The organism is Catellatospora methionotrophica (assembly GCF_011297335.1).
GTDB lineage: Bacteria > Actinomycetota > Actinomycetes > Mycobacteriales > Micromonosporaceae > Catellatospora > Catellatospora methionotrophica.
In genome coordinates, this window is the sequence record NZ_JAAOTJ010000001.1 from 1,002,187 (window position 1) to 1,023,191 (window position 21,005).

Below are 21,005 nucleotides of genomic sequence, written 5' to 3' on the forward strand. Positions count from 1 at the left end.
CGGTCGAGACCATGGATCGCGGCCCTATGGACCCCGGTCAAGATACGCTTCCAGCCTGCCCGCAGGGCAAGCCATCTCGGTTGTCACCTATTCGTGCAGCAGGCCCGTCGAGCAGATCGCCGACGACTTCGGCATCCACCCGATGACGCTGTTCAAATGGATGCCCGCCGCCGACGTCGACGCCGGCACCGAACCAGGCGTGACCGGCACCGTGTCCGCAGAGCTCCGCGAGGCGCGCAAGCGGCTGAAACTACTGGCGCAGGAGAACGAGGTCCTGCGCCGGGCTGCGGCGTCCCTGTCGCAGGCATTTCATCCGGCCCGAGGGGTGGCCCCACCGCTGACAGCGGTGGGGCCACCCCTCGGGCTGCTTGGCCACCGACTTGGGTTGGCGCGGGAGCCGACTGCGGTCAGTGCTGAACCACACTGGGGTTTCGTGCCGTCCCTCGAACAGCGATTGCAGCGCCGGGAGCGACTCGGCACCCCGGACCGTGGGCGCGTGCAGGACCCGGACCGGGGTGCTGGGGATCACGAAGCGTCGCCGAGAGCCTCGTAGCAGTCGATGTAGACGGCGGATGCCCGGTGGAGTCGGCTGAGATCGTCGATCACCGGTGTATTTGCCTTTGACCGACGACCCCGGACCGCAAAGGAGCGTCTCCGTGGTCCGTGACCAGCAGAAACTATTTCGCTGTCGGGCTGGCCGGATTCGAACCGACGACCCCGTCAAGCGCGTAGGTGCCCGCTTCTACGTTTCGCCGGGTCCCCACGAGGCATCGACGTTGCGGTATTCTTCCGCAGTCCTGAGTACCACGCGACAACGCGGCGCCAACCTCACAGGACCGCCGTGGGACTCGTCCTGTCAGCCACCACTTCGGGAGCGTGACTTGTCACCGCACGGAGCCGGCAACGATCTGGCCCTGGCCAGCCTGGACTTCCTGGGCGGCGAGCACGAGCTGCGCGAGCGCGCTTGCTCCGAGGTGCGGGCTGCTGGTGCGGCGCTCGGCACGGTGGGTCGGTCGGTCGGCGAGGCTGCGGGGGGCTCGATCCAGGTCACCACCAACGCACGGGGCCAGGTCGACGACGTCCAGGTCAGCCGCGATTGGAGCACCAAGATCGAGGCTGATGCCTTCGCGGGCCAGCTGTTCCAGGCATACAGGGCCGCCCTCATGCAGGCGATCAACACGGTGGCGCTGCGCAAGTTCGCCGAGTCCGAGCAGAACGACGACAGCGGTCGTCCGGCTGCAGGCGGCGGGGCGATTGCCGAGCCCTCGGTCGATTCCCGCGAATGGCTCGCATCGGTCTGGGCCGACCTGCGCGAAGTCGACGACACCTTGCACCGGCTTGAGCGTCAAACGTCTGCAGTCGAGGTTGAGCGCAAGGTTGCCAGTCCGCACGGCTATCTGACGGCGACGTGCCGCGCGGGCCACGTCACGGCCATCAGCGGCGATACGCGCCGTATCCGTGGAGCCGACTCGCAACAGCTGCGCGCCGCGGCTCTTGCCATATTCCGCGCGGCGCAGTCCGGCGACCAGCCATGACCGCCGCCACGGGTGAGAAGGGAGTCGAGTCGTGGGTGCAGAGGTAACTGTCGTCACCGACGCCCTGTTGGACGAGGCCGCGAAATGGCGGGACCTGTCCGATCAGGTGGCACCGGTCAGGAACGCCGCCGACGGGTTGGGCCTGGGTGTGACGGCGTTCTTCATAGGCGACATGAACGCCCTCGTGCACTCCCAGGCCTATAACGACTTCCAGGAGTTCATGGTCACGGTGCTCAGTGGTGCGGCGGTCGAGTTCGACCAGGTCGCCGGCGCGTTGGTGAAGATCGCCAAGGAGTACGACAAGGCTGACGCGTTCGCCTCCCTTGACCTCAACCAGATCTACAGCGCCTGAGGCTGACGCGGCCCGGGAAGGACTTCGGCATGGCACCACCCAGCTCCGACATCGAGTACAGAGAGCCGTACCTCAAGGCTTTCGCGGAGATCCGCACCGGCGTCAAGAAGGCGATCGACGAGTTCTACAAGATCGTCGAGCAGGTCAAGGACTGGGCCTGGCTGCTCGGCGGGGCCGCCCTGTGGTGGATCAAGAATAACCTCGATGCGGTCAGGGACGGACTTGAGAAGATCCTCGACCGGGTCCGGTACGCGTTCGACCACGAACTGCCGGTCCTTTCACTGATCACGACCAGCTTCAAGTGGGTGCACCACGTCAAGGGCCCCGTCTCGGAGCTGTCGTTCGCGACGACCGAACCCCGCAACGAGAACCTCGCCAAATGGAGCGGCGACGCAGCCAGCTCCTACCGGGACAAGGCCGCCAAGCAGAAGGCCGCCGTCGACGAGACGGTCGCCAAGGCCGAGTTCATCAGCCAATGGCTGTTCAAGATCGCCCAGGCGAACGTCGACTACGCCGTCGAACTCGCGAAGATCGTCACCGGTCTGGCCGGCAAGCTCACCCAGGCAGCAGTCGACGCGACGACCGTCATCGACATCCCCTGGGCCGTCGACACGCTCGCCGAATCGGCAGGCGACCTCGTCGAGGACGGCCTGAACAACCTGCTCAGCATCGGCGAGCGGTTCATCGACGCGCTCGGCAACGTCCGAGACCTGGCCACACAGGTCGGCGACCATTCGAAGCTGCCGGGCGGCAGGTGGCCCGAAGCCGTCCGGGGATGACACCCCGCACGCCTACCCGGCCGCGCTCAGGATCGTGCCACCCAGGCCCGGGACACAGTGGCGAAGGCGGAGTCGACCACGGCTCTCGTCGCGGCGGCCAGGGTGGCCTTCGGCGTGAAGACGTTGCCGCCCACGGCCAGCCACACCTCCAGAACGAGGTTCGCATCCCTGACGTGGATCTTGTACTCGGCATACTTGAAACCCGGCTCCGACTGGATCGCGAACGCCTCCGCCTGCTCCCCCACCCCCGCCACTGACCCGTCCGAGATCATCCGGGTGACCGCCCGCTCCGCCCGGTAGAGCCGTTCAGCATCACCAGCCGAAGCCAGCGCCACCGCCTCGACCCGCAGACTGGCAATATGCCCGTCGGGCGTGGTCATCTCGAACAGGCACGCCTCGCCCGGACCTGATGTCGGCGGCGTCGGATCCTTGCGCACGACCTTCAGGGACAGGTCGACCAGCGGCGCGAGGTCGGTCTTGGCGCACAGGCCGACCGTGCCGGCCTCATACTTCGGCGTTGCGTGACTCGAGATTGCCGGTACCGATGGCGAGGGGACTACGGACGGGGGCGTGACCGTCGACTCGGGCCGGCTCGTGCACGCTGCGGTCGCCAGCGCGAGGACCAGGGACCCGGACACGGCTGCTCGAGACGCACGATGCGCGGGGTAGGAGACCACGCCCGGCAACCTAGCTGGTTCAGTCAATGCGACGCTCCCCTACCGTCGAGTAGGGACACGTGACTGAAGCCGTGTGTAGGGTCCCCCTATGTCGAACGAGACCCCCGAACTGATCGCCCACCGGCGCATGATCAGCGCGCGGACCATCCTCGAGAACAAAGCCGACCTACGCCCCTACCCGCACCGGCACCTCGCGATCGTGTCCCAGCTCATGGCCGCAGGCGAAGGCATCACCCAACTGCTCGCCGCCGTCGAGATCCTCGACCGGTTCGGCTGGGACCTGATCAACGTCTCCGAGATGACCGGCAGGCAGGTGTACGCGTTCATGCGACAGCGAACGCCGTAACCCACCTCGGCGATGACAGCGCCGTGTAGGGACAGCGCAACGACACGGTGCGCCCCGGCCTCGGTTCAGCGACATGCAACAGCACCCATGTGCAGGCCCGACAGCGCTGCGCCGGGCACCACCGCGGAAATCCGGTCGATGAGCCGCCGCACGATCCGGTCGTCGTCGCTCCGCCGGGCGAGCCGCTGCTCCGCCGCGCTCAGATATTGATCGATGCGGACGCGCCGGTCCTCCGGGATGCGTTCGAGCACAGCGATACCAGTCCAGAACACCTCGGCGGCCGGCACGCTGTCCGGATCGGCCGGTCGCCAGTGCAGCCGGTCGAGTTCCTCGCCTCGCATGTGGCAAGAACGACGACATCGGAACGGCCTGGCGGGCACAGCCGCTCCAGCACGCTGCGGTCGAGCCCCTGCGGCGTCAGGTAACGCTCAAGGTCGTCGAGCCAGACGACGACGTTCCGCAGTTCCTCCCTGGAATCGGCCAGTTCTCGGAGCGCCCGGCCTGACTCCGGAACCAGCAGCCCGTGCTCTGGCCGCAGGCGGTTAATCGCCTCATAGGCAGTACGGGTCTTGCCCGCCGCGGCACGGCCGTGCACCAGCACCACGCCGCCGCCGGCCACCAACCAGTCCAGCTCCTTGTCCACCTCGCGTTCGAGGTAGGGAAGGGCGTTCCGGGCGGTCGGCCCGGTGGAACCGATGGCCGCCTTTACCCCGAGCTGGGCCGGGCGCACGTCGCGGACCCGGGGCAGGTCCCCCTTGGATAGGTGGAGGGCGCACCGCCGCAGGACCTCGCGCCGGGCCTGTAATCGGGGCCGGCCGTGCGCATGCAGCACCAGCTGTCCGATCAGCACCGCCGTGCCGGCGACTCCGGCCAGGCCACCGAGGATGCTCATCCACTCATCCGCCTGACTGCGACCCTGCCGGGTTAGGAAGAAGACGAGCAGAAGAAATCCGAACGTCCCGATTCCTGCGAGCCACCAACGCACCCACCCATCCTGGTGGGTGCGGCGGGCCCAGGCAAACGGCCAGCGGCTCCGACCGGTTCTAACAGGCTTTCGGGATAAGCTCGGCCGAACTTCTGATCCCGTCCAGGCGACCCACCCGGCCGAGTATGCATCGGTGCCGAGTTCTACCCACTACTCATGGCGTTGGGTCTGCTGCACCAACAGGTGACAGGTGTAGTCACGCGGCCTGGGGCGGCGCGAGCGTGGTCAGCGTCCGCGCCATTTCCTCAAGAGGCATCACTGGCCGGGGTGGAGGTTCAACTCGGCCACCGACACATACATACCGCGAAGCAGTGACCTGCATGTTGGTAAATGGTTTGTCTCGGGATCGACACGAACCAATACCCAACTGGGTCCGACACTGTCCACGTCAATCCAGTTGGTTTAACGATGCGACGCCGGTCGCAGCGCCGGTCGCGGTCAGACCTTCCGTCGGCGGCCACCAAAGCTTACTCACCGGCGGCCGTAGCGAGCAGCTGGTGCCCGCACGGCTGGTGGCTCCCACCTTCCGGAGAAGGTGGGAGCCGGGACCGGTCAGAGGTTCGGCAGGTTCGAGACGTCCCAGATCTGTCCAGTGCCATTGGTGGTGAGGTAGATCTGGTTGGAGAAGTCCGTGGCCAGCCAGCGGGCGGTGTGGACGTTGTACAGCTGGCCGTTAATTCGCTGCCAGGTGGTCCCGGCGCTGCCGCAGGGGCCGGTGTAAACCTGCGTCCAGTTCAGGTTAGCCAGGCAGGTGCCGAGCACCGACTGCAACCTGAAGGTGGCTGTGCCGGTCCACACCCGCTGCCAGTATTGGCCGCCGGCGTCGGCGGTCGGGCAGCTGACCATCGAGACGTTGCCGTTGTAGTCGGTGGCCACGCAGTTGTTGGTGACCGTCGACTTGAGCAGCGGGCTGGCTGCCGCGACGGCGGACGACTCGCTGACGGATCCCGGGGCGGCCGCCGCCGGAGAGGTCGCCAGCAGGCTGCCGCCCACCGCCGTGATCAGCGCGAAAACCAACACAATCGATCGCTTGAACAAGATTCAAGTTCCTTTCATCGCTTGACGAGCATCGACCGAGGGTGGCGCCGGCCGGCTTCGGGCCACCTCGATGTCTCGATGTTTGGCCACGTCAGCGGTGCAGGACAAGGCTGCGGGACGGTTGTGGGGCATTCCCGGGGCGCGCTGGCGGCACGCGCTGGCGGTGATCTCCGGCGCGGCGGGACGGTTGCGGGGCGCTCCCGGGGCAGCGTGGCCGTTCGAGATTAGCGCAACGTCCAGAACTGGCCGGGGGCCTCATCGGGATGTAGGTAGACGTTGTGCGCGAGGTCCGCCACCAAGCTGTGGCCGGTGTGGACGTTCCAGAGCCGGGAGTTCGAGTCCCAGATCCAGATCATGCCCGGGTCGCCGCCGCTGCAGTCGACGGTGCGGACCGTGTGCGAGTCCAGGTTCGCGAGGCATCGCCCGATGGCTGCCTGGATCTTGTACTGGGCGTTGCCGAGCGGCATGAGCAGCCAGGTCTGGGCCTTTGCCGGCGCGTCCGCGCACGAGATCATGTACACGGCGAGATAGTCCGCGGCCAGGCACTCGCCGGTGCCGCCGGCCAGCAGGCGCCGTTGCGTCGAGGGGGCCACTTCTGTCGTGCCCACAGCGCCGGGCCGGGCGCTGGCGGACGGTGCCGGCGACGCGCCGTTCTGGGACGCCGACCTGGACGGTTGCGCGGAGGGAATGGTCGGCGGGACGCCCCGCGCCGGCGTGGGCCGTGCGGTGGCGGACTGAAGAACGGGGCCGTCCATGACCTCGTCCGGCGGGTCGGCGCCCCAGGTCAGCCGTCCGATCAGCAGGCCGACCCCGACCGACGCCATCGCCACCCATGCCGCTACGGACCTGCGCATCATCATCGGCTGCCGCCAGCCATCCGCGTCGCAGTCCGTGCCCGCAACGGTGGCGGGCGCGACAGGCGTCGGAGACGCCGTCGTGGCGTCCGGCCCGAGGTCCGGGCCAGCTCCCGGATGCTCAGCGACTGTCGGCGGGGAAGGAGCGGGCCGCAGCCGGTCGTCGAGCCGGGCGCTGCGCGCCTGCTCCCACAGCACCCGCAGCGAGTCCAGGTCGCCCTTGCCGGTCACGGACAGCGCCTCGGTGACCGGCCACGGCGGCACCACCTGGCCGGCGAGGTATCGCGACAATGCCGAGTCGCTGCTGAGCGTCTGCCGGGCAAGCTCACGCAGGCTCATCCCCGACTGCACCTGCAGTCGGCGCAGTTCCCTGGCCAGCAGTTGCCGGGCGTCGTCGGTCTCGTAGTGCCCATTGCCGTTGCTGGACAACTTTCAGTACCCCCGGCCCCCGTCGGACATGCCAAGATCCCCGTGTGCCACAAGCCACCGGGGACCGTTCAATAATCTTACACCAGTCGATATCTAGATCAAATCCCGCAAACTCGCGAGGCATCCCGACGGGACAGGCAGCCTCTACCAGCTCAGCGCGGCTCCCACATCGCCGCGGACGTCGGCGGCTCGAACTCCTCGAACACTCACAAAGACGTGCCCGGACAAATCGCAATGGGTTGGCCCGGCCGGACAGGTCACCGCCACCGCCACCGTCACCGACATCGACGCCGCCCAAAGCCGCATTCAACGGCCTTCACCACTGGAACAATCTCCACTGGCCGACGTCATCACCGACCCTGCACAGCTGAATGCCCTGTACAGGGCGTTGGAACACCTCGCCACGGTCTGGCCGGAACCTGTTCAGGCCCCGCACGGCGGCGCCGAGAGCCGCCACCAGACCAGAAAATCCGTCACCGACGCTGTCGGTCCGGTTCTCGCCGGGCTGACCCTCGGCCTCAGCCTCGGGCAACGCGCAGGTGGCCCGGGCCCTGGTGCATCGTCGGACCACGACCCGGACGGTGCGACGACACCGACAGCGAAGAACCGGCGGAGGAAACCCGCCGTAGCGACCTTCGGCTCGACGCCGCCCGGCGACGCCAACTGCACCGCATCACCCAACGTCTGCTGGACTCGGCGGCAGACTGGCCGCTTCCGGCGGTTCTCGCCGCAACCCGCATCACCCTCATCATGGCCGCGGCCGGAGTATGGCCCACGGCCGACGAATGGATGCCCCTGGTCCACGAGGCGCTCGTCAAGCTCTGGACCACCGAGACGGACCCGTCCATCACCGAGGAACACGCAGCGCTCGCCACCGTCGGCCTGCTCGCCCTGCACCGCGGCATCGCCCTGCATGACGTTTCCGACCCTGCTCTCCGCGAAGGCTTCGAAGAGCTGCGCCAGGAGTACACCGAATGGCGTGAATGGCTCGCCAACGCCCCAGCCCACGCGCTGAGCGGCTACTCCGCGCAACTCGCTGGGGCGGCCTTCGGCACGACGTTCGAACGAACCGACTTCCGCACAGAACTCAGCTGGCTGCTGACACGTAGCGCACTGCACGATGCCGTCGATGAGCTGCCCGGGGCGCAGCTCGATGGGCACGGCGCCGTCCGCATCGAAGGCCACGGGAAGCGCAAGGCTGTACTGGCGACGCTGGACGCGCTGCGCGCCTTCGTCGACATCTAGGTCATCACCACGGTCGGCGTGCCGATGCACGGCTGGTGGAATGGCCGCTCATCGTCACGAGATCCGGCCGGGAATGGAGGGCTGAGCTCTGGGCTAACTTGCCCACCGGCATCGCCGCGTACGCCCGCGGTGACACAGCCATACGACGACCGGACCGGACGTGGCCCGTGACAACCCCTCAAGACGCGCTAACCGGCTCCTCGTAGACCATGGACGGGGCAGCCAGCTGTCAATCTTGTCGCGCAATGACGATCCGCATATTGCATCACTCTGTATGAGCATGCGAGAGCCATACGCGCATGACCTTGATGGGAACGGGGGCGTTCCGCCCCACAGCGGCTTCGCGTCAGACCGCGCTGGCGTCGGTGGTCGAGTCGCAGGTCGAGAAGGCGGGCATCGGCACGCGCCACCACCCCCGGTCGGGAAACCAGGCCAGGCATCCTTGCGAACTCATCGTCCCGGCGACCCAGATATGGGTTACCCCTGGGGGTAGGACAGGGGCTGACGTCGGTAGAGGTTGGCCGCGATCTTCGAGATCGAGCTGTGTTCCGTAGTCCGATCCGATGGTGGCCCAGAGGAACGCATGCTTTTGCGTGGACGGGTGCGCGGCCAGTTTGACCGGGACGTCCGCCTGGCGCGCCAGCACCTGCCCGATCCACAGCGAGATCGCATCGGCGCCGGCCGTCCCCGACCAGCCCGGGTGGCGCAACCTGACCTGCCCGACAGGCTCGCCCGCACAGGGGTAGGCCCCGTTCAGGTCCAGATCGTCCAGCATCTCCGGCAGCCGCGGGCGGCGCCATCCCGCATCAGCCCCCGGCTCATCCTGCGCGGCGAGCAAGCGAGCAGGCAAGGCGCGGACCAGCCCCTTGATATGGGCGTTCGCTGTTACGGTCACCACCCACCGGGACCGAAGCCCCTCCACATGCAGATCCTTGCCATACTTCTCGATCGCGCGCCAGACGCGGTTGAAGGCGTCGTCGTGATCGCCGATGACTTCCAGCGGCGCCGGACCCTCTGCGTACATGATGAGCGCATCCACCTGCGAGGGCGCGGATCCGTCATCGTGGCGCACGACCCGCACGCCCAGCGCTGCTGCGACGATCTCCCGCGCGCGGCGCTCGTCTTCCCTTTCAACCACGCCGGCACCCTACCGCGCCGACGCGACCTCGTGCGACGTCGTTACCGCGCCCGACCAGCGCGCGTCTCACGCGTCAGACGGGTTCGGGGTCTCGCCGACTGGCGATCTCACCACACCATGGATCTGCCGCAGCGCGCTGCGGGTCTATCCACGCCAGATCACGTTCATCGCCGCCTGCGAAAAGGTTCGCAGGACCGCTTATGATCTTGCGCTCCCACAGCGCTCCCGTCGTAACGATCACAACGTGACATATACCTTACGGCGCCGCGTGCGCATCTTTCCGACCTGCGACTTTCCGAATCGGATTTGGCTTCCGTTGACGGTGGCGTCCAGCCCCCGGTCAAGATGCGCTTCCAGCCAAGCGCACCTGACCAACTGGTCCCCCGACCGCCGCTCGCGGGTGTCGATCATGCCAAGGGAACGGAATGCCCCATAGATGAGTAAGATTTAGTCAAGGACTGCTGCGGCTGGACAGCGGCAGCCCGGTCATGGCGCAGTGACCCGGCGACCTGGTCGAGACCCGGAGCTGTGCCCGGTACGACCAGGCCGCTCTGGTAGGCCAGCGCCACCGCCTGGGAACGGTCCCGCAGCCCGAGCTTCATCAGCACCCGGCCGAGGTGCGTCTTGACGGTCGCCTCCCCGATCAGCAGCCGGGTCGCGATCTCCGCGTTGGACAGCCCGTACGCGACCAGCACCAGCACGTCGCGTTCCCGGCCGGTCAGCCCCGCCTGTCCGCCGGTGACCGCCACCAGACCCGCAGGTCGCGGGCGGGCCGTGAAATCGTCGATCATCGTGCGGGCCACCGCAGGGTCCAGCCACGCCTCCCCCGCCGCGACCGCGCGGACCGCGAGCACGAGTTCGGCGGGGGCGGAGTCCTTGAGCAGGAACCCCGAGGCGCCCGCCCGCAGCGCGGCGTGGACGGCCTCGTCGACGTGGTAGGTGGTCAGCATGACGACCCGGACCGGACGGTCCGGATCGCCGGAGAAGCCGTCGGAGGTGATCTCGCGGGTGGCCGTCACGCCATCGGTGCCGGGCATCCGCACGTCCATGAGCACCACATCGGGTGCGGTCGCGCGGGCGTCGGCGACGGCCGCAGCACCGTCGGCGCACTCGGCGACGATCTCGATGTCGGGGTCGGCCGACAGGAGCATCGCGATGCCCGACCGGACCAGCTGCTGGTCGTCCGCGAGCAGGACCCGGATGGTCATGCCATCACCTGCTCGGCGACGGCCGGGCGCACCGGAAGCCGGACCGCGACGGTGAAGCCGTCGCCGTCACCGCCGGCGGTGAGTTCACCGTCGAGCAGGCGCAGGCGCTCGCGCAGACCGGCCAGACCGTTCCCGGTGGACAGGCCGGCGAGGTCGACGGCGGGCACCTGGTCGGGCGCGGTGGCCGGGCCGTGGTCGCGCACGCTGACGGCCAGATCCGTGTCACCCCAGCACACCCTGACGTCGGCGCGCGCGGCGGCACCGGCATGGCGCAGCACGTTGGTCAGCGCCTCCTGAACGGCCCGGTACACGGCCAGCTCGATGCTCGGATCAACAGCACGGAGCGGGCCCGCCTGGACGTAATCCACGCTCAGCCCCGTGGCCCGGAACCGGTCCAGCAGCGCAGGCAGCGCGGCGAGGCCGGTCGCCGTGGACGCGCCGACGGCCGCAATCTCCCCGACCGCCCGGACCGGATCCGCCGTCGGCCGTTCTGCACCGGCCCCGGCGACCGGACCGGGGGCGGCGACCGGCGGATCCGGCTCGTCCTGCAGCAGGGCGAGCAGGCGGCGCAACTCGGCAATGGCCTGCCCGCCCTGCGCCGTCACCTGGTCCAGGGCGGCGCGGGCCCGGTCGGGGTCACGAGCCATGACGGCACGGGCACCACCGGCCTGCAGCATCATGACCGTCACCGCGTTGGCGACGATGTCGTGCAGCTCGCCGGACACCCGCAGCCGCTCGGCGCGTACCGCGCGGGCCGCGGCTTCGGCGCGCTGCCGCTGCGCGGCGGCCAGGCGGCGTCGGTTGAGCCCGGCCCAGCAGCCGGCACCCCACACCCCCGCCAGCAGCAGCAGGTAGATGACCAGCAGCGCCCCGAGCACCGGCCAGAACCGGTCGGCCGGGGTGGCGCCGTCGGGCAGCGGGCCGGCGGCGCGTTCAGCACGCCAGGCTTCGTTGACGGCGATGACCGCGAAGGGCAGCACCGCCGGAGCGATCAGCCAGCCGGACCGGACCGGCCGGTAGGCGCCGACGGTGTAGACCGCGACCAGCAGCACGACGACCGGCTGGTAGCCGGCGACCAGCACGGTGCCGACCAGGGCGTGCAGGATCGCCGCGGCCAGCACGGCAACCGGCTGGCGGCGGCGCCAGACCAGGGCCGACGCACCGAGCAGGCCGTAGCCGAGCAGCGCGGCGGGCGGCCAGGACCGCGGGTCGGCACCGTCAAGGTTCGCGCCGGCGGTGGAGAACGCGGCGACGTCCAGCACCCCGGCGCCCAGCGCCAGCGCGAGGTCGGTGAGGCGGCGCCGGGCGGCGCGACGCGGGGTCACGGCCGACTACCGGGGATCGTGCGGGTGGCAGAAGCAGAAGAAGATGCAGAAGCCGCCGACCATGGCCTCGTACGACTCGAACCCGTGCTCGGATCGCCGAGGCTGACGCTGCTCACGCTCGACCCGGCCGACGGCGGCGAGCAGGTCGGGGTTGATGGCGCCGATGCCTTCGGGAATCGCCTCCAGCTTGTCCAGCGCGGCCCACAGGTCGCCGTCGAGGGCGGCGGTCGCCTTGGCCAGCGCGGCGCTGTCGACGTGACTGATCTGGGCGCTGTAGCTGCTGTGCCGGCGCAGCCGGGCGACGGCGGCGAGGGGGCGGTCCTGCTGGCCGGTGAGGTGGAACGGGCTCCACTTCCAGATCGGGATGACCTCGACGGGCAGGTGCGCGCCCGGGTCGGCCGGGAAGACGAGGATCTCCAGCTCGGCCTTGGGATCGAGGACTTCGGGACCGGGGTTGGGGACCAGCACGGCGTCGCCGTCGACGAGCACGGCAGCGGTGAGGTGCCCTGCGGCACGGTCGGGGGCGTTGCGGTCCTGTACGGACACCCGGATGTCGGCGTGCACCGACGTGCCGATACACATGTGTTACTCCCATGATCGATCAGATGGCCTCCGCAGCGTAGTGGCCGGGTGCGGGTGTGGCGATGCCGTGCCCAGTCGGCTTTGCGTCCCTCCGGTGGTGCACATCGGACGGCACGCCCTCCGACCACGGGGGGACCCGAGGACGGCCGTCGCTGCCGCCAGTGGCAGGGGCGGGTCCGGTCGCAGGCGGACGCGGTGCCGGCGGCGAAGCCCGCATCATCGGTGGCGTCCGGCGCGTCATGGCCGGTATCCCGTACAGGAGGCATCACATGCTCGTCTTCCCCACGCCCCGGCGGCGGGTCACCCCGCTGGCGCTGATCGGCGTCACGACGCTGGCGGCGGTGCTGGCGGCCGGCGCGGCGCCCGGCGCGGCGGCGGCGCCACGCCCGGCCGACGTCTCGTCACACATCGCCCCGGCCGGCAAGGGCAAGGACGGCGACGACCCCGCCGAGGACAAGCCGGCCGAGACCAGCGACGACCCGAAAGCCGGCTCCAATGCGGCGGCCGAGGTTATGCGCCGGCAGGAGCCGCTGCTCGACGCCGGCCTGGCCATCAGCGAACTCGACGACGGCGGCCTGGGCGGGCTGCGGCTCGACGTGCCCAAGAACACCCTGCACGTATGGTGGCGCGGCGACGTTCCCGCGAAGGTCAAGGACGCCATCGAACGGTTCCGCGCGGCCGACGGCATCCGGATCGAGGTCGGCGAGTCCCGCTACAGCCAGCGCGAACTGCTGAAGGCCACCGAAGGCCTGTCGCGCCGGTCCGGCGACCTGCCCGAGTTGGTGGGGGTGGCCCCGGCGGTCGAGGGCAGCGGACTGGCGGTCTACGTCAACCCGCAGATCCTGGTCACCATCACCCTGGAGATGCTGCCGCCCGGCAGCACCATCACGGAGATGCCGGTGGTGCAGCAGGTCAGCCGCGGGTTCGACATCGCTCCGTGGTGGGCCGGGTCGGTGGCACAGCCGGTCAACGGCGGGCCGGTGTGCAGCACCGGGTTCGCCGTCGAGAAGCGGTTCCTGGGCATCCCGACGGAGAGCGGTGTGATCGTCGCCGAGCACTGCGCCCCGGGTGGCGGGGTCGCCTTCGACAGCGGCAGCGGCATCCGGATCGGCACCGCGGGCGCGCCGTCGACACTACCGAAGACCGATTCGCTGTACGTGCGGGCTCCCGGCGGCAGCGCGGCACGCATCTACGACGGCGGCGTCGGGGTCGGCGAGTTCTCCAAGCCCGTCGTCGGCGTGACCGGCAACCTGCCCGGCCAGTACGTCTGCACGTCCGGGGCGGCGACGGGGGCGCACTGCGACGTGGTCATCAACCTCACCAACTTCGAGCACGTGCTCGCGCCGAGCGGGATCGTGGTGCGCTCGTCACTGGCCACTCAGCAGCAGGGCCGGCCGGCGGTGGGCTTGGGTGACAGCGGCGGCCCGGTCTTCGTCGTCACCGCCGCAGACCCGGGCAAGGTCAAGGCCGCCGGCATGATCAACGGCGGGGTGCTGCAGACCAACTGTGAAGGCTTTGGCAGCACCTGCTTCGTGCAGGTCACCTTTACCAACATCTACTACGTCCAGGCCGCGCACGACGTCTACGTCAAGACGTCCTAGCCGCTCCGGCCCGGCTCGGGTAGGCGCGCCCATCGAGATACGTCCCGGTGGGCGCGCCGGGTCCGCGCAGAACCCGGTGCTCACCTCCGACGACGTCGACCGCCCTCCTGACGGCCGGGACCGAGGATGACACCAGACACCCAGGAGGTTGATGGTGCCCGTCCCGATGACGAACGCCTCTCCGAGGTACGACTTATGCGGTGTGCCTGCGGGCCGGCGCCTGGGCGGTCAGCGTGCTGTCAGGGCCGTCGGGATGCGGCAAGACCGTGGCCGCCAGACGTGGCTGGTGGCCCCGGGCTCACACCAGGCATTACGGCTCCACCTGATCGCCCGTCACCCGGAGAAGCCCTGTCCAGAACGACCACTCCGGGCGTTTCGCACCGTCGGGTCGACCGGTCTGGCCTTTTCCGACCGTGATCGAGTACGATCTGCTGTGATCGACGACGGCCGATCGCGGCGTCCGCTCCGCCGTAACCACTGTTACGAACGAACGGAGCCCCTCGACGTGAAGATCCTGCGTGCCCTGGCCGCCACCGCCCTCACCGCAGGCGCGCTGACCGTGGCCGCGGCGGCCCCGGCCCAGGCCACCTGCTACGGCTACAACTACTCGTACTCCATCGACAGCACCCACATCCAGGCCACCGCAGCCAACCGCTGCACCCCGGGCGGTGGGGGCGGCTACATGGTCCTCTACCGCTGGGTGGCCGGGACGGGCTGGACCTTCGTCACCACCGGCACCGGCTACCTGTCCTACGACTGCGTGGGTACCGCGCCCAACATGTACCAGATCGGGCCGATCGTCGACGGGACCATTCCCGGCTCCACCTGGTACCAGTTCAACGACAACTGCTCCTGAGCGACCGCCGCCGGGCCCGCCCGCGTCCGGGCCCGGCGCACACCGCAGCGGTGTCGACGGGCTATCTGGCACGGATCAGGAATCCCACCAGGCAGGAATTGGTGCACAAAGTGCGCTCATCGCAGCCCTGACCATCGTGCACGACACAAACAGGACTGCGGTCCTACTACCGCTGCCGGGACAGGCGACGGTGCCCGGCAGCTGATCGGCCACGACGCCATCAGCTTGCGTACTGTGATGACACCCGGCTCCAACATCCGCCGCACCCTGCACGGTGCGGTCAACGTCGTCACCGGCGCGTGGCACTAACACGTGTCGGTCGAGAACGTCTCTGTCGTGTTCTGCTACTTCCTCGACATGCTCTTGACCGCCTACCCCGACGCGAAGCTCATCGCAGACTTCATGAGGGTCGACATCACCTGCAGCAATCCGTTCCATGATCCACAGAACCGCAGGAACGTCGATCGACCAGGACTCGCCTTCCTTGGAGGTAAGGGTCTGCTGTGCCGATAGGTGACATCTGAGATGGCTTGCCCTGTGGGCAGGCTGGAAGGATGTCGCTGTGCCCAAGCCCTACCCCCGAGAGTTCCGTGACGACGTCGTGCGGGTCGCACAGACCCGCGGTGCCGGCGTTAGGGTCGAGCAGATCGCCAACGACTTCGGCGTGCACCCGATGACGTTGTTCAAGTGGATGCGTGCCGCCGACGTCGACGCCGGGACCGGACAGGCGTGAGCAGCACTGACCCCGAAGGCCAGTCAGGCCGCGTGACTACAACTGTCACCTATCGGTGCAGCGGACCCCGATGTCCGTGACATACAGCGGCGCAACGATCGTCGTAGCACCCGGGCCTGCTCCACAGGGAACTGCAGTGTCCGGATCGCTCTGCGAAAACGATCAAGGGCCCAGACTGATGCGTGCCCTTACCCGTAAGGCGTTCTGACCTGCATGTTTACCCTGTCGGGCTGGCCGGATTCGAACCGACGACCCCTTGACCCCAGGACGGGTGACCAACCGTATACGCACGTCACACACGGCCTGCATCGTGAGCGAACGCCGTTTTCCAGCAGGGTACGGGAGCGCGTGGCGTGTCGTCCCCAGCTGGTACCCGCAACTCCCTAATACGGCAGCGGCATTTAGCGCTTATGCGCAGGTAGCTGGCTCGGAGCGCTGCTGGTGGTGACTTCGTTTGGGTGCTGGCTTGGTGTCGACGGCGACATCGTGACAAGGCGAGTAGGGCGGCCAGGGTGGTTCTGGTCAGGGCCACTGCCACACTGCCGCCAACGCTGCCGGATCGTCGTCTGGACGGACCAAAAGCACACTGTCTTCAAGGTCATCATCACAGGCGATGACGACGACAGCGCCGAGAAGATGACGGACGGCCAACGTGGCCGCCAAGGTCGACTCGCCCGGCTTGTACAGCGTGATCTCACGGACCGGAGCATCAGGGCGGCGCGCAGGCGTGTTGCTGCTCATGTACACGGTCCCGAGATACCGGGCGTGGTCGTAGTCGTCCCCATCCTGCTGTGGCAGCTCCAGGCCGGCAATCTCGAATCCGAGCTGCCCGTGTAGGCCAGCTTCGGCGAAGGCTGCGACGAGTTGGGCCGCAGTCGGCCGTGTTCCAGGCTCGGGCACCGGCATTGCCCGCCCATCGTCCAGCAACGGCCGCACGCGATCATGCTGCGGGCGATACGCATGGATCATGAACTCCCAGCTCACGTCGGCAGCGTACAGGCACAGCCAGCCTGGTGCGGCGGCAGCTTGTAGCGCTTATGCGCTGGTAGTGGAGTCGTGGCGGCGCTTGTAGTGGCTGCGCTTGGCGATGGCCTGCTGCCGGCGTCGCACCGTGACCATGCCATCGCCAGGTCGGCGGGCACGGTCTTGCGGATGGTGGTGTTGATCAGTCGTCTGGTCTCGGCGAGGGTCAGGTCGATCATGTCGGCGCTGCTGGCCGTGGCGCGTTCTGCGACGGCAACGACGGTCAGCACCGCCAGGGCGATCATCGCCAGGAGCGTGAACCGGTGCCAGGCGGTCCATCCTCTGCACTGGTACTGGTCGAGCCCGACCTGCCCCTTCGCGGTCTGGAACGCCTCCTCTACCGACCATCTGCTGCCGGCGACGGTGACCAGCCGTGCCAGCGGCACCGGCACCGGGGTCCAGCACAGGTAGTAGGCCACCTGTCCGTCGCTGCCGCGGCGCACGAGCAGGCTGTGGCAGCCCTCGCCCTCGTCGAGGATGGTGACCCAGGCCCACGCTCGCCGACGAATGCAGCCGATCAACCGTCAAGAACAGCCTCGCGATCCTGGTCAGAGTCATGGAGCAGGCCGTACGTGACGGCATCATCGAACACAACCCGGCACGTGTCGTCGGCTGGCAGCGCGAGTATCGGCCAGCAGAGGACGAGCTGGACGACCCGCGTTCGCTCGCGCTGCCGAACTGGCAGGCAGTCACGACTCTCGCCGACGCACTCGTGAAACGATCTCTCGGACGCTTCGCGGGCTGGGGCGAAGTCGTCAAGTTCGCCGCTGGCACCGCGGCTCGGATCGGCGAAATGTCAGGCGTACGCAAGGCGGACATCGACCGGGAAACGTGGCTGTGGACCGTGCGCCGGCAGACGACGGCCGCGCCGGGCGGCCTGGTCGACAAGGGGACGAAAGGCAAGCGGGCACGCCGAGTCCCGATCATCGAGGAGATCCGGCCACTCGTCGCGGCTTGCATGGACTCGGCCGAGGAGGACGAAGCAGGTCTGTTCACCGGCCCGCGCGGTGGCCGGATCACCACGGCGGTGCTCCACGACACAACGCACTGGGACGACGTCGTCAAGGAGCTGGGGTTCGAGCACCTACGCCGACACGACCTACGGCACACCGGCCTCACGTGGATGGCGGACGCAGGTGTGCCCGTTCATGTCCTCCGCAAGATTGCCGGGCACGGCTCGCTCACCACGACACAGCGCTACCTACACCCCGACCGGCGGGCAATCGACGCCGCCGAAGCGTCACTCAGCGCGCATCTGGAGAGTGTCGCGATGGTGTCCTGGTCCCCAACTGGTCCCCAGCGATCATGACCGGCTCTCACTGACAGCACCAACCACCTGATAGACCAAGGGCCTTGACCAGCAGAAACCCCGGTCAAGGCCCTTATCTTCGCACCGTCGGGCTGGCCGGATTCGAACCGACGACCCCTTGACCCCCAGTCAAGTGCGCTACCAAGCTGCGCTACAGCCCGTTGCCGTGTTGATCTCTCACCGCGGCAGCCCGTACAGCGTAGCGCACTCTGACCGGGGCTGCGCACACGGCCCCCGTGTCCGTTTCATGCTGGTTCTACTGGGTGATCCAACCCGCTATGTCTAGACCATCCTAGGAACCTGCCTAACCGGTGCCACCCGAAGGGCGCCGACTCCGGCGGCAGTGCCGGAAGCGCCCTTTACCCGGGTACAAGGTCCAACAAGCCCCACAAACCATGATCAGCGCCGTTTGGCGCTACTCAGCGCCGTTCGGCATCTGTTCAGGGAGCGGCTCTGCTGGCGCTGTTGCGTCCGGGGATCGCCCGCATCGGCGAGCAGCGGGGTGAACCGCTGCACCCACCGGAACACGGTGACGTGGTCGACCTCGACGCCACGTTCGACCAGTAGTTCCTCGACATCGCGATACGACAGGTTGAACCGCAGCTACCAGCGCACGGCGACCACGATCACCTCAGCCGGAAACCGAAACCCCACGAACGCGGTCTTCGCGGGCGACACCGAACGTGAGCGGGGCGACTACATCACCGCTCGAGTGTGCCTCGAACGGTGCCAAGGCTCAACGCAACGGACCCGGCGCCGATCCTGCTGACCAGGGTCGGGCAGGAGAGCCCGGAGATCGCGGCGACCATCGCGGATGATGGCGCTGGCGTGCCGGTGGAGATCATCGATGTCCCGAACAGGCACCACAGCTTTGACGTCGTCGACGAGTCCTGCGAGGCCGTGCGGCGGGCATCCCACCGTTACAGCAATCCCGCCTCGCGCATCAGCCCGGCGAGCCCCGCGCCGTCGGGCGCGGAGAGCAGGCGCCGATCCGCCGGACCGGACGCCTGCGGCAGCTCGGACAGCGACGGCAGCACGCCGGCCAGCACGGACTGGGTGGGCGACAGGCGCCGGATGGCGATCGCCGCGACGTTCGCGGGATGGCTGGTGGCGAACTCCGCGTAGATCGCCGGGTCGTGCTGGCCGTCGTCGCCGATGAGCAGCCACCGAATGTCCGGGAACTCAGTCGCCAGCCGGTTGAGGGTCGCGAGCTTGTGTGCGCGCCCGCTGCGGAACCAGCTGTCCTTGGTCGGTCCCCAGTCGGTGAGCAGCAACGGCCCGGCCGGGTAGAGGTGGCGCGACATGAACCGGGTCAGGGTCGGCGCGACGTTCCACGAGCCGGTGGAGAGGTAGATCACCGGGGCGCCGGGGTGGGCGTTGGTGAGCCGCTCGTAGAGCACCGACATGCCCGGGACCGATGCGCGGGCGAACTCGTCGAGGATGAAGGTGTTCCAGCCGGCGCGCAGCGGGCGCGGCAGCGAGGTGACCATCACAGTATCGTCGATGTCGGACAGGATGCCGAAGGTCACCGCCGGGTCGACGATGTGGACGGGAGCGTCGACCGGTTCGGCGCCCTCGCAGCCGATGCGCACGGCGCACAGGCCCGCTGGCAGGTCGGATGGGCAGGTGACGTCGATGAAGCCGCTCCGGTCGGCGGAGGCTTCGTGGCGGACGCCGTTGACCTCGACGACCACGGGTGCGTCCATCACCGACAGGGTGGCGAAGCTGCGCCAGCCGCGGACCTTCTTGGCCCGCTTGCGCGGCTTGCCGTTGTCGGGCCGGGCGAGCAGGACCCGGCCCAGGACGCGGACCCAGCCGGGGCCGTCCTTTCCGGCGAGGCCGTAGCCGGGGAAGGCGACGATGGTGGGCTCCCAGCCGCGCTTCTTGAGGCGGCGTTCGAATGCGATGTGCGCGGCGTCCTCGATGCGGGCGGCACGGTGCAGGCGGACTTCGGTCGTCGGCTCCAGCGTCACCCGCTCAGCCTGTCACACCAGCCGGACCCGCTCGGATGACGGGCCGCCCGCCCGGTTCGCCGATCCGACAGGCGGTGCAGCCGTCCGTAGGCTTTCCGGCTGCTGCCGGTAGCGTTACGGTTTCGACGCTGGGTTATCGCCGAGCAGGGCCTACCTGCAGAATCGGACTACAGTGTGCTGAATCTTCTTCTTGAGGTCACCTGGCCGAAGGGCAGGGTGGTCGGGTCCGTTGCATTGAGCCTCGGTGTGGCCGAGGCACACTCGAGCGGTGAAGTCGTCGCCCCGCTTACGAACGGCGTTTAACGCGAAGACGACGTTCGCCGGGTTCCGGTTCCCCCTGAGGTGATCGTGGTCGCCGTGCGTTGGTACCTGCGGTTCAACCTCTCCTACCGCGATGTCGAGGAACTGCTGGTCGAGCGTGGCGTCGAGGTCGATCACGTCACGATCTATCGGTGGGTACAGCGTTCACGCCATTGCTCGCCGACGCGGCGCGGTTCTGCCGGCACTCACCGGGCGACAGATGGTTCGTCGACGAGACCTACGTCAAGGTCGGCGGAGTGTGGCGGTACGTATAGCGGGCAATCGACCAGCACGGGCAGGTCATCGACGTGCTCGTGTCCGCCCGCCGCGACGCCGACGCGGCCCGCAGGTTCTTCCGCAGGGCGCTGGCGACCTTGAAGGTGACCCCCACCGAGGTGGTCACCGATGCCGCACCGGTGTACCCGGCGGCGCTCGACGAGATGGCCCCACAGGCGTGGCACCGCGTCGAACGCTACGCCAACAACCCGATCGAGGCCGACCACAGCCAGCTCAAACACCGACTGAGACCGATGCGCGGGATGCAGACCGACAAGACCGCGCAAGTGATCATCGCCGGACACGCGTTCATGTAGAACCTGCGCCGCGGACACTACGAACTCGCGATCGACATCCCGACTGCCCGGAGGGTCGCCGCGGCGTACGCCGAACTCGTCACGGCGATCTGACCACAGCCGCAGCTTCGGTTCAACGCGTCCG

Annotated in this window: 20 protein-coding genes, 1 tRNA gene and 5 pseudogenes; 12 read left to right on the top strand and 14 right to left on the bottom strand. The window is 68.5% G+C overall.

The genetic code is table 11. From position 1 onward, the window contains the following. Positions 1-142: 142 nt before the first annotated feature. The 4 genes from HAV40_RS04315 (at position 143) to HAV40_RS04330 (ending at position 2,666) form a co-directional block, all read left to right on the top strand. Positions 143-553: a hypothetical protein gene (locus HAV40_RS04315; protein WP_166379158.1), complete on the top strand. Its 411-nt coding sequence runs from the start codon at positions 143-145 to the stop codon at positions 551-553. Positions 554-881: 328 nt separating this feature from the next. Then, positions 882-1,535, top strand: a complete 654-nt coding sequence (locus tag HAV40_RS04320) for a hypothetical protein (RefSeq protein WP_166379160.1) — start codon at positions 882-884, stop codon at positions 1,533-1,535. Between the two features lie 31 nt (positions 1,536-1,566). After that, positions 1,567-1,887 (top strand): hypothetical protein, encoded by a 321-nt coding sequence (locus tag HAV40_RS04325; RefSeq protein WP_166379162.1) that lies wholly within the window; start codon positions 1,567-1,569, stop codon positions 1,885-1,887. A gap of 29 nt (positions 1,888-1,916) precedes the next feature. Beyond that, a complete protein-coding gene (locus HAV40_RS04330; protein ID WP_166379164.1) occupies positions 1,917-2,666 on the top strand; it encodes a hypothetical protein in 750 nt (249 codons plus the stop codon). 26 nt (positions 2,667-2,692) lie between these two features. On the opposite strand, the gene HAV40_RS04335 is transcribed toward HAV40_RS04330, so the two are convergent. Further along, positions 2,693-3,343 carry a hypothetical protein gene (locus HAV40_RS04335; protein ID WP_166379166.1) on the bottom strand — a complete coding sequence of 217 codons (651 nt, stop codon included), beginning with the start codon at positions 3,341-3,343 and terminating at the stop codon, positions 2,693-2,695. Between the two features lie 88 nt (positions 3,344-3,431). On the opposite strand from HAV40_RS04335, the gene HAV40_RS04340 reads away from it, so the two are divergent. Next, complete coding sequence (locus HAV40_RS04340) at positions 3,432-3,689, top strand: transcriptional regulator (RefSeq protein ID WP_166379168.1); 258 nt, start codon at positions 3,432-3,434, stop codon at positions 3,687-3,689. A 65-nt stretch (positions 3,690-3,754) separates the two neighbouring features. Here HAV40_RS04340 and HAV40_RS04345 read toward each other — a convergent pair whose 3' ends face one another. From HAV40_RS04345 to HAV40_RS37905, 4 genes are all read right to left on the bottom strand, one after another. Continuing rightward, positions 3,755-3,940 carry a hypothetical protein gene (locus tag HAV40_RS04345; protein WP_166379170.1) on the bottom strand — a complete coding sequence of 62 codons (186 nt, stop codon included), beginning with the start codon at positions 3,938-3,940 and terminating at the stop codon, positions 3,755-3,757. Further along, positions 3,889-4,674 carry a hypothetical protein gene (locus HAV40_RS04350; RefSeq protein WP_166379172.1) on the bottom strand — a complete coding sequence of 262 codons (786 nt, stop codon included), beginning with the start codon at positions 4,672-4,674 and terminating at the stop codon, positions 3,889-3,891. The genes HAV40_RS04345 and HAV40_RS04350 overlap by 52 nt, the downstream gene beginning before the upstream one ends. Positions 4,675-5,226: 552 nt before the next feature. Then, a complete protein-coding gene (locus HAV40_RS04355; RefSeq protein ID WP_166379174.1) occupies positions 5,227-5,694 on the bottom strand; it encodes a hypothetical protein in 468 nt (155 codons plus the stop codon). Between the two features lie 242 nt (positions 5,695-5,936). After that, the gene (locus tag HAV40_RS37905) at positions 5,937-6,995 is read right to left on the bottom strand and encodes a helix-turn-helix domain-containing protein (RefSeq protein ID WP_239086719.1); all 1,059 of its coding nucleotides are present in this window, start codon (positions 6,993-6,995) and stop codon (positions 5,937-5,939) included. A 750-nt stretch (positions 6,996-7,745) separates the two neighbouring features. On the opposite strand from HAV40_RS37905, the gene HAV40_RS04365 reads away from it, so the two are divergent. Beyond that, entirely contained in the window at positions 7,746-8,240 is a 495-nt protein-coding gene (locus HAV40_RS04365) for a hypothetical protein (RefSeq protein ID WP_166379176.1), read from the top strand. Positions 8,241-8,586: 346 nt separating this feature from the next. Here HAV40_RS04365 and HAV40_RS04370 read toward each other — a convergent pair whose 3' ends face one another. The 4 genes from HAV40_RS04370 to HAV40_RS04385 form a co-directional block, all read right to left on the bottom strand. After that, positions 8,587-9,378, bottom strand: coding sequence for a hypothetical protein (locus HAV40_RS04370; RefSeq protein ID WP_166379178.1), 792 nt, complete (start codon positions 9,376-9,378; stop codon positions 8,587-8,589). A 407-nt stretch (positions 9,379-9,785) separates the two neighbouring features. Further along, complete coding sequence (locus HAV40_RS04375) at positions 9,786-10,586, bottom strand: response regulator (RefSeq protein ID WP_166379180.1); 801 nt, start codon at positions 10,584-10,586, stop codon at positions 9,786-9,788. Further along, positions 10,583-11,911, bottom strand: coding sequence for a sensor histidine kinase (locus HAV40_RS04380; RefSeq protein ID WP_166379182.1), 1,329 nt, complete (start codon positions 11,909-11,911; stop codon positions 10,583-10,585). Before HAV40_RS04380 ends, HAV40_RS04375 begins: the two co-directional genes overlap by 4 nt. 6 nt (positions 11,912-11,917) lie before the next feature. Beyond that, entirely contained in the window at positions 11,918-12,493 is a 576-nt protein-coding gene (locus HAV40_RS04385; protein ID WP_166379184.1) for a hypothetical protein, read from the bottom strand. Between the two features lie 269 nt (positions 12,494-12,762). Between HAV40_RS04385 and HAV40_RS04390 the strand changes: the two genes are divergently transcribed. The 4 genes and pseudogenes from HAV40_RS04390 to HAV40_RS04400 all read left to right on the top strand — a co-directional run bounded on the left by HAV40_RS04390 (position 12,763) and on the right by HAV40_RS04400 (position 15,683). Next, positions 12,763-14,094 carry a chymotrypsin family serine protease gene (locus HAV40_RS04390; protein ID WP_166379186.1) on the top strand — a complete coding sequence of 444 codons (1,332 nt, stop codon included), beginning with the start codon at positions 12,763-12,765 and terminating at the stop codon, positions 14,092-14,094. Between the two features lie 505 nt (positions 14,095-14,599). Beyond that, positions 14,600-14,950, top strand: a complete 351-nt coding sequence (locus HAV40_RS04395) for a hypothetical protein (RefSeq protein WP_166379188.1) — start codon at positions 14,600-14,602, stop codon at positions 14,948-14,950. A 234-nt stretch (positions 14,951-15,184) separates the two neighbouring features. Further along, a pseudogene (locus HAV40_RS39070) lies at positions 15,185-15,346 on the top strand (IS630 family transposase); the annotation flags it as partial. 166 nt (positions 15,347-15,512) lie between these two features. Then, the gene (locus HAV40_RS04400) at positions 15,513-15,683 is read left to right on the top strand and encodes a transposase (RefSeq protein ID WP_166379190.1); all 171 of its coding nucleotides are present in this window, start codon (positions 15,513-15,515) and stop codon (positions 15,681-15,683) included. 522 nt (positions 15,684-16,205) lie between these two features. Here the strand turns inward: HAV40_RS04400 and HAV40_RS04405 are convergent. Both HAV40_RS04405 and HAV40_RS04410 read right to left on the bottom strand, forming a co-directional pair. Continuing rightward, on the bottom strand, positions 16,206-16,667 hold the full coding sequence (locus HAV40_RS04405; protein WP_166379191.1) for a hypothetical protein: 462 nt from the start codon (positions 16,665-16,667) through the stop codon (positions 16,206-16,208). A gap of 51 nt (positions 16,668-16,718) precedes the next feature. Then, positions 16,719-17,200 (bottom strand): annotated as a pseudogene (locus tag HAV40_RS04410) (IS701 family transposase); the annotation flags it as partial. Between the two features lie 2 nt (positions 17,201-17,202). Between HAV40_RS04410 and HAV40_RS04415 the strand changes: the two are divergent. Continuing rightward, positions 17,203-18,015: pseudogene (locus tag HAV40_RS04415) on the top strand (tyrosine-type recombinase/integrase); the annotation flags it as partial. A gap of 87 nt (positions 18,016-18,102) precedes the next feature. On the opposite strand, the gene HAV40_RS04420 reads toward HAV40_RS04415, so the two are convergent. The 3 genes and pseudogenes from HAV40_RS04420 to HAV40_RS04430 all read right to left on the bottom strand — a co-directional run bounded on the left by HAV40_RS04420 (position 18,103) and on the right by HAV40_RS04430 (position 19,988). Continuing rightward, positions 18,103-18,176: transfer RNA gene (locus HAV40_RS04420), tRNA-Pro, on the bottom strand. 313 nt (positions 18,177-18,489) lie between these two features. Beyond that, positions 18,490-18,693 (bottom strand): annotated as a pseudogene (locus HAV40_RS04425) (IS6 family transposase); the annotation flags it as partial. A gap of 242 nt (positions 18,694-18,935) precedes the next feature. After that, entirely contained in the window at positions 18,936-19,988 is a 1,053-nt protein-coding gene (locus HAV40_RS04430) for an App1 family protein (RefSeq protein WP_239086720.1), read from the bottom strand. A gap of 268 nt (positions 19,989-20,256) precedes the next feature. Here HAV40_RS04430 and HAV40_RS04440 point away from each other — a divergent pair. After that, a pseudogene (locus HAV40_RS04440) lies at positions 20,257-20,974 on the top strand (IS6 family transposase). The last annotated feature ends 31 nt before the right edge of the window (positions 20,975-21,005 follow it).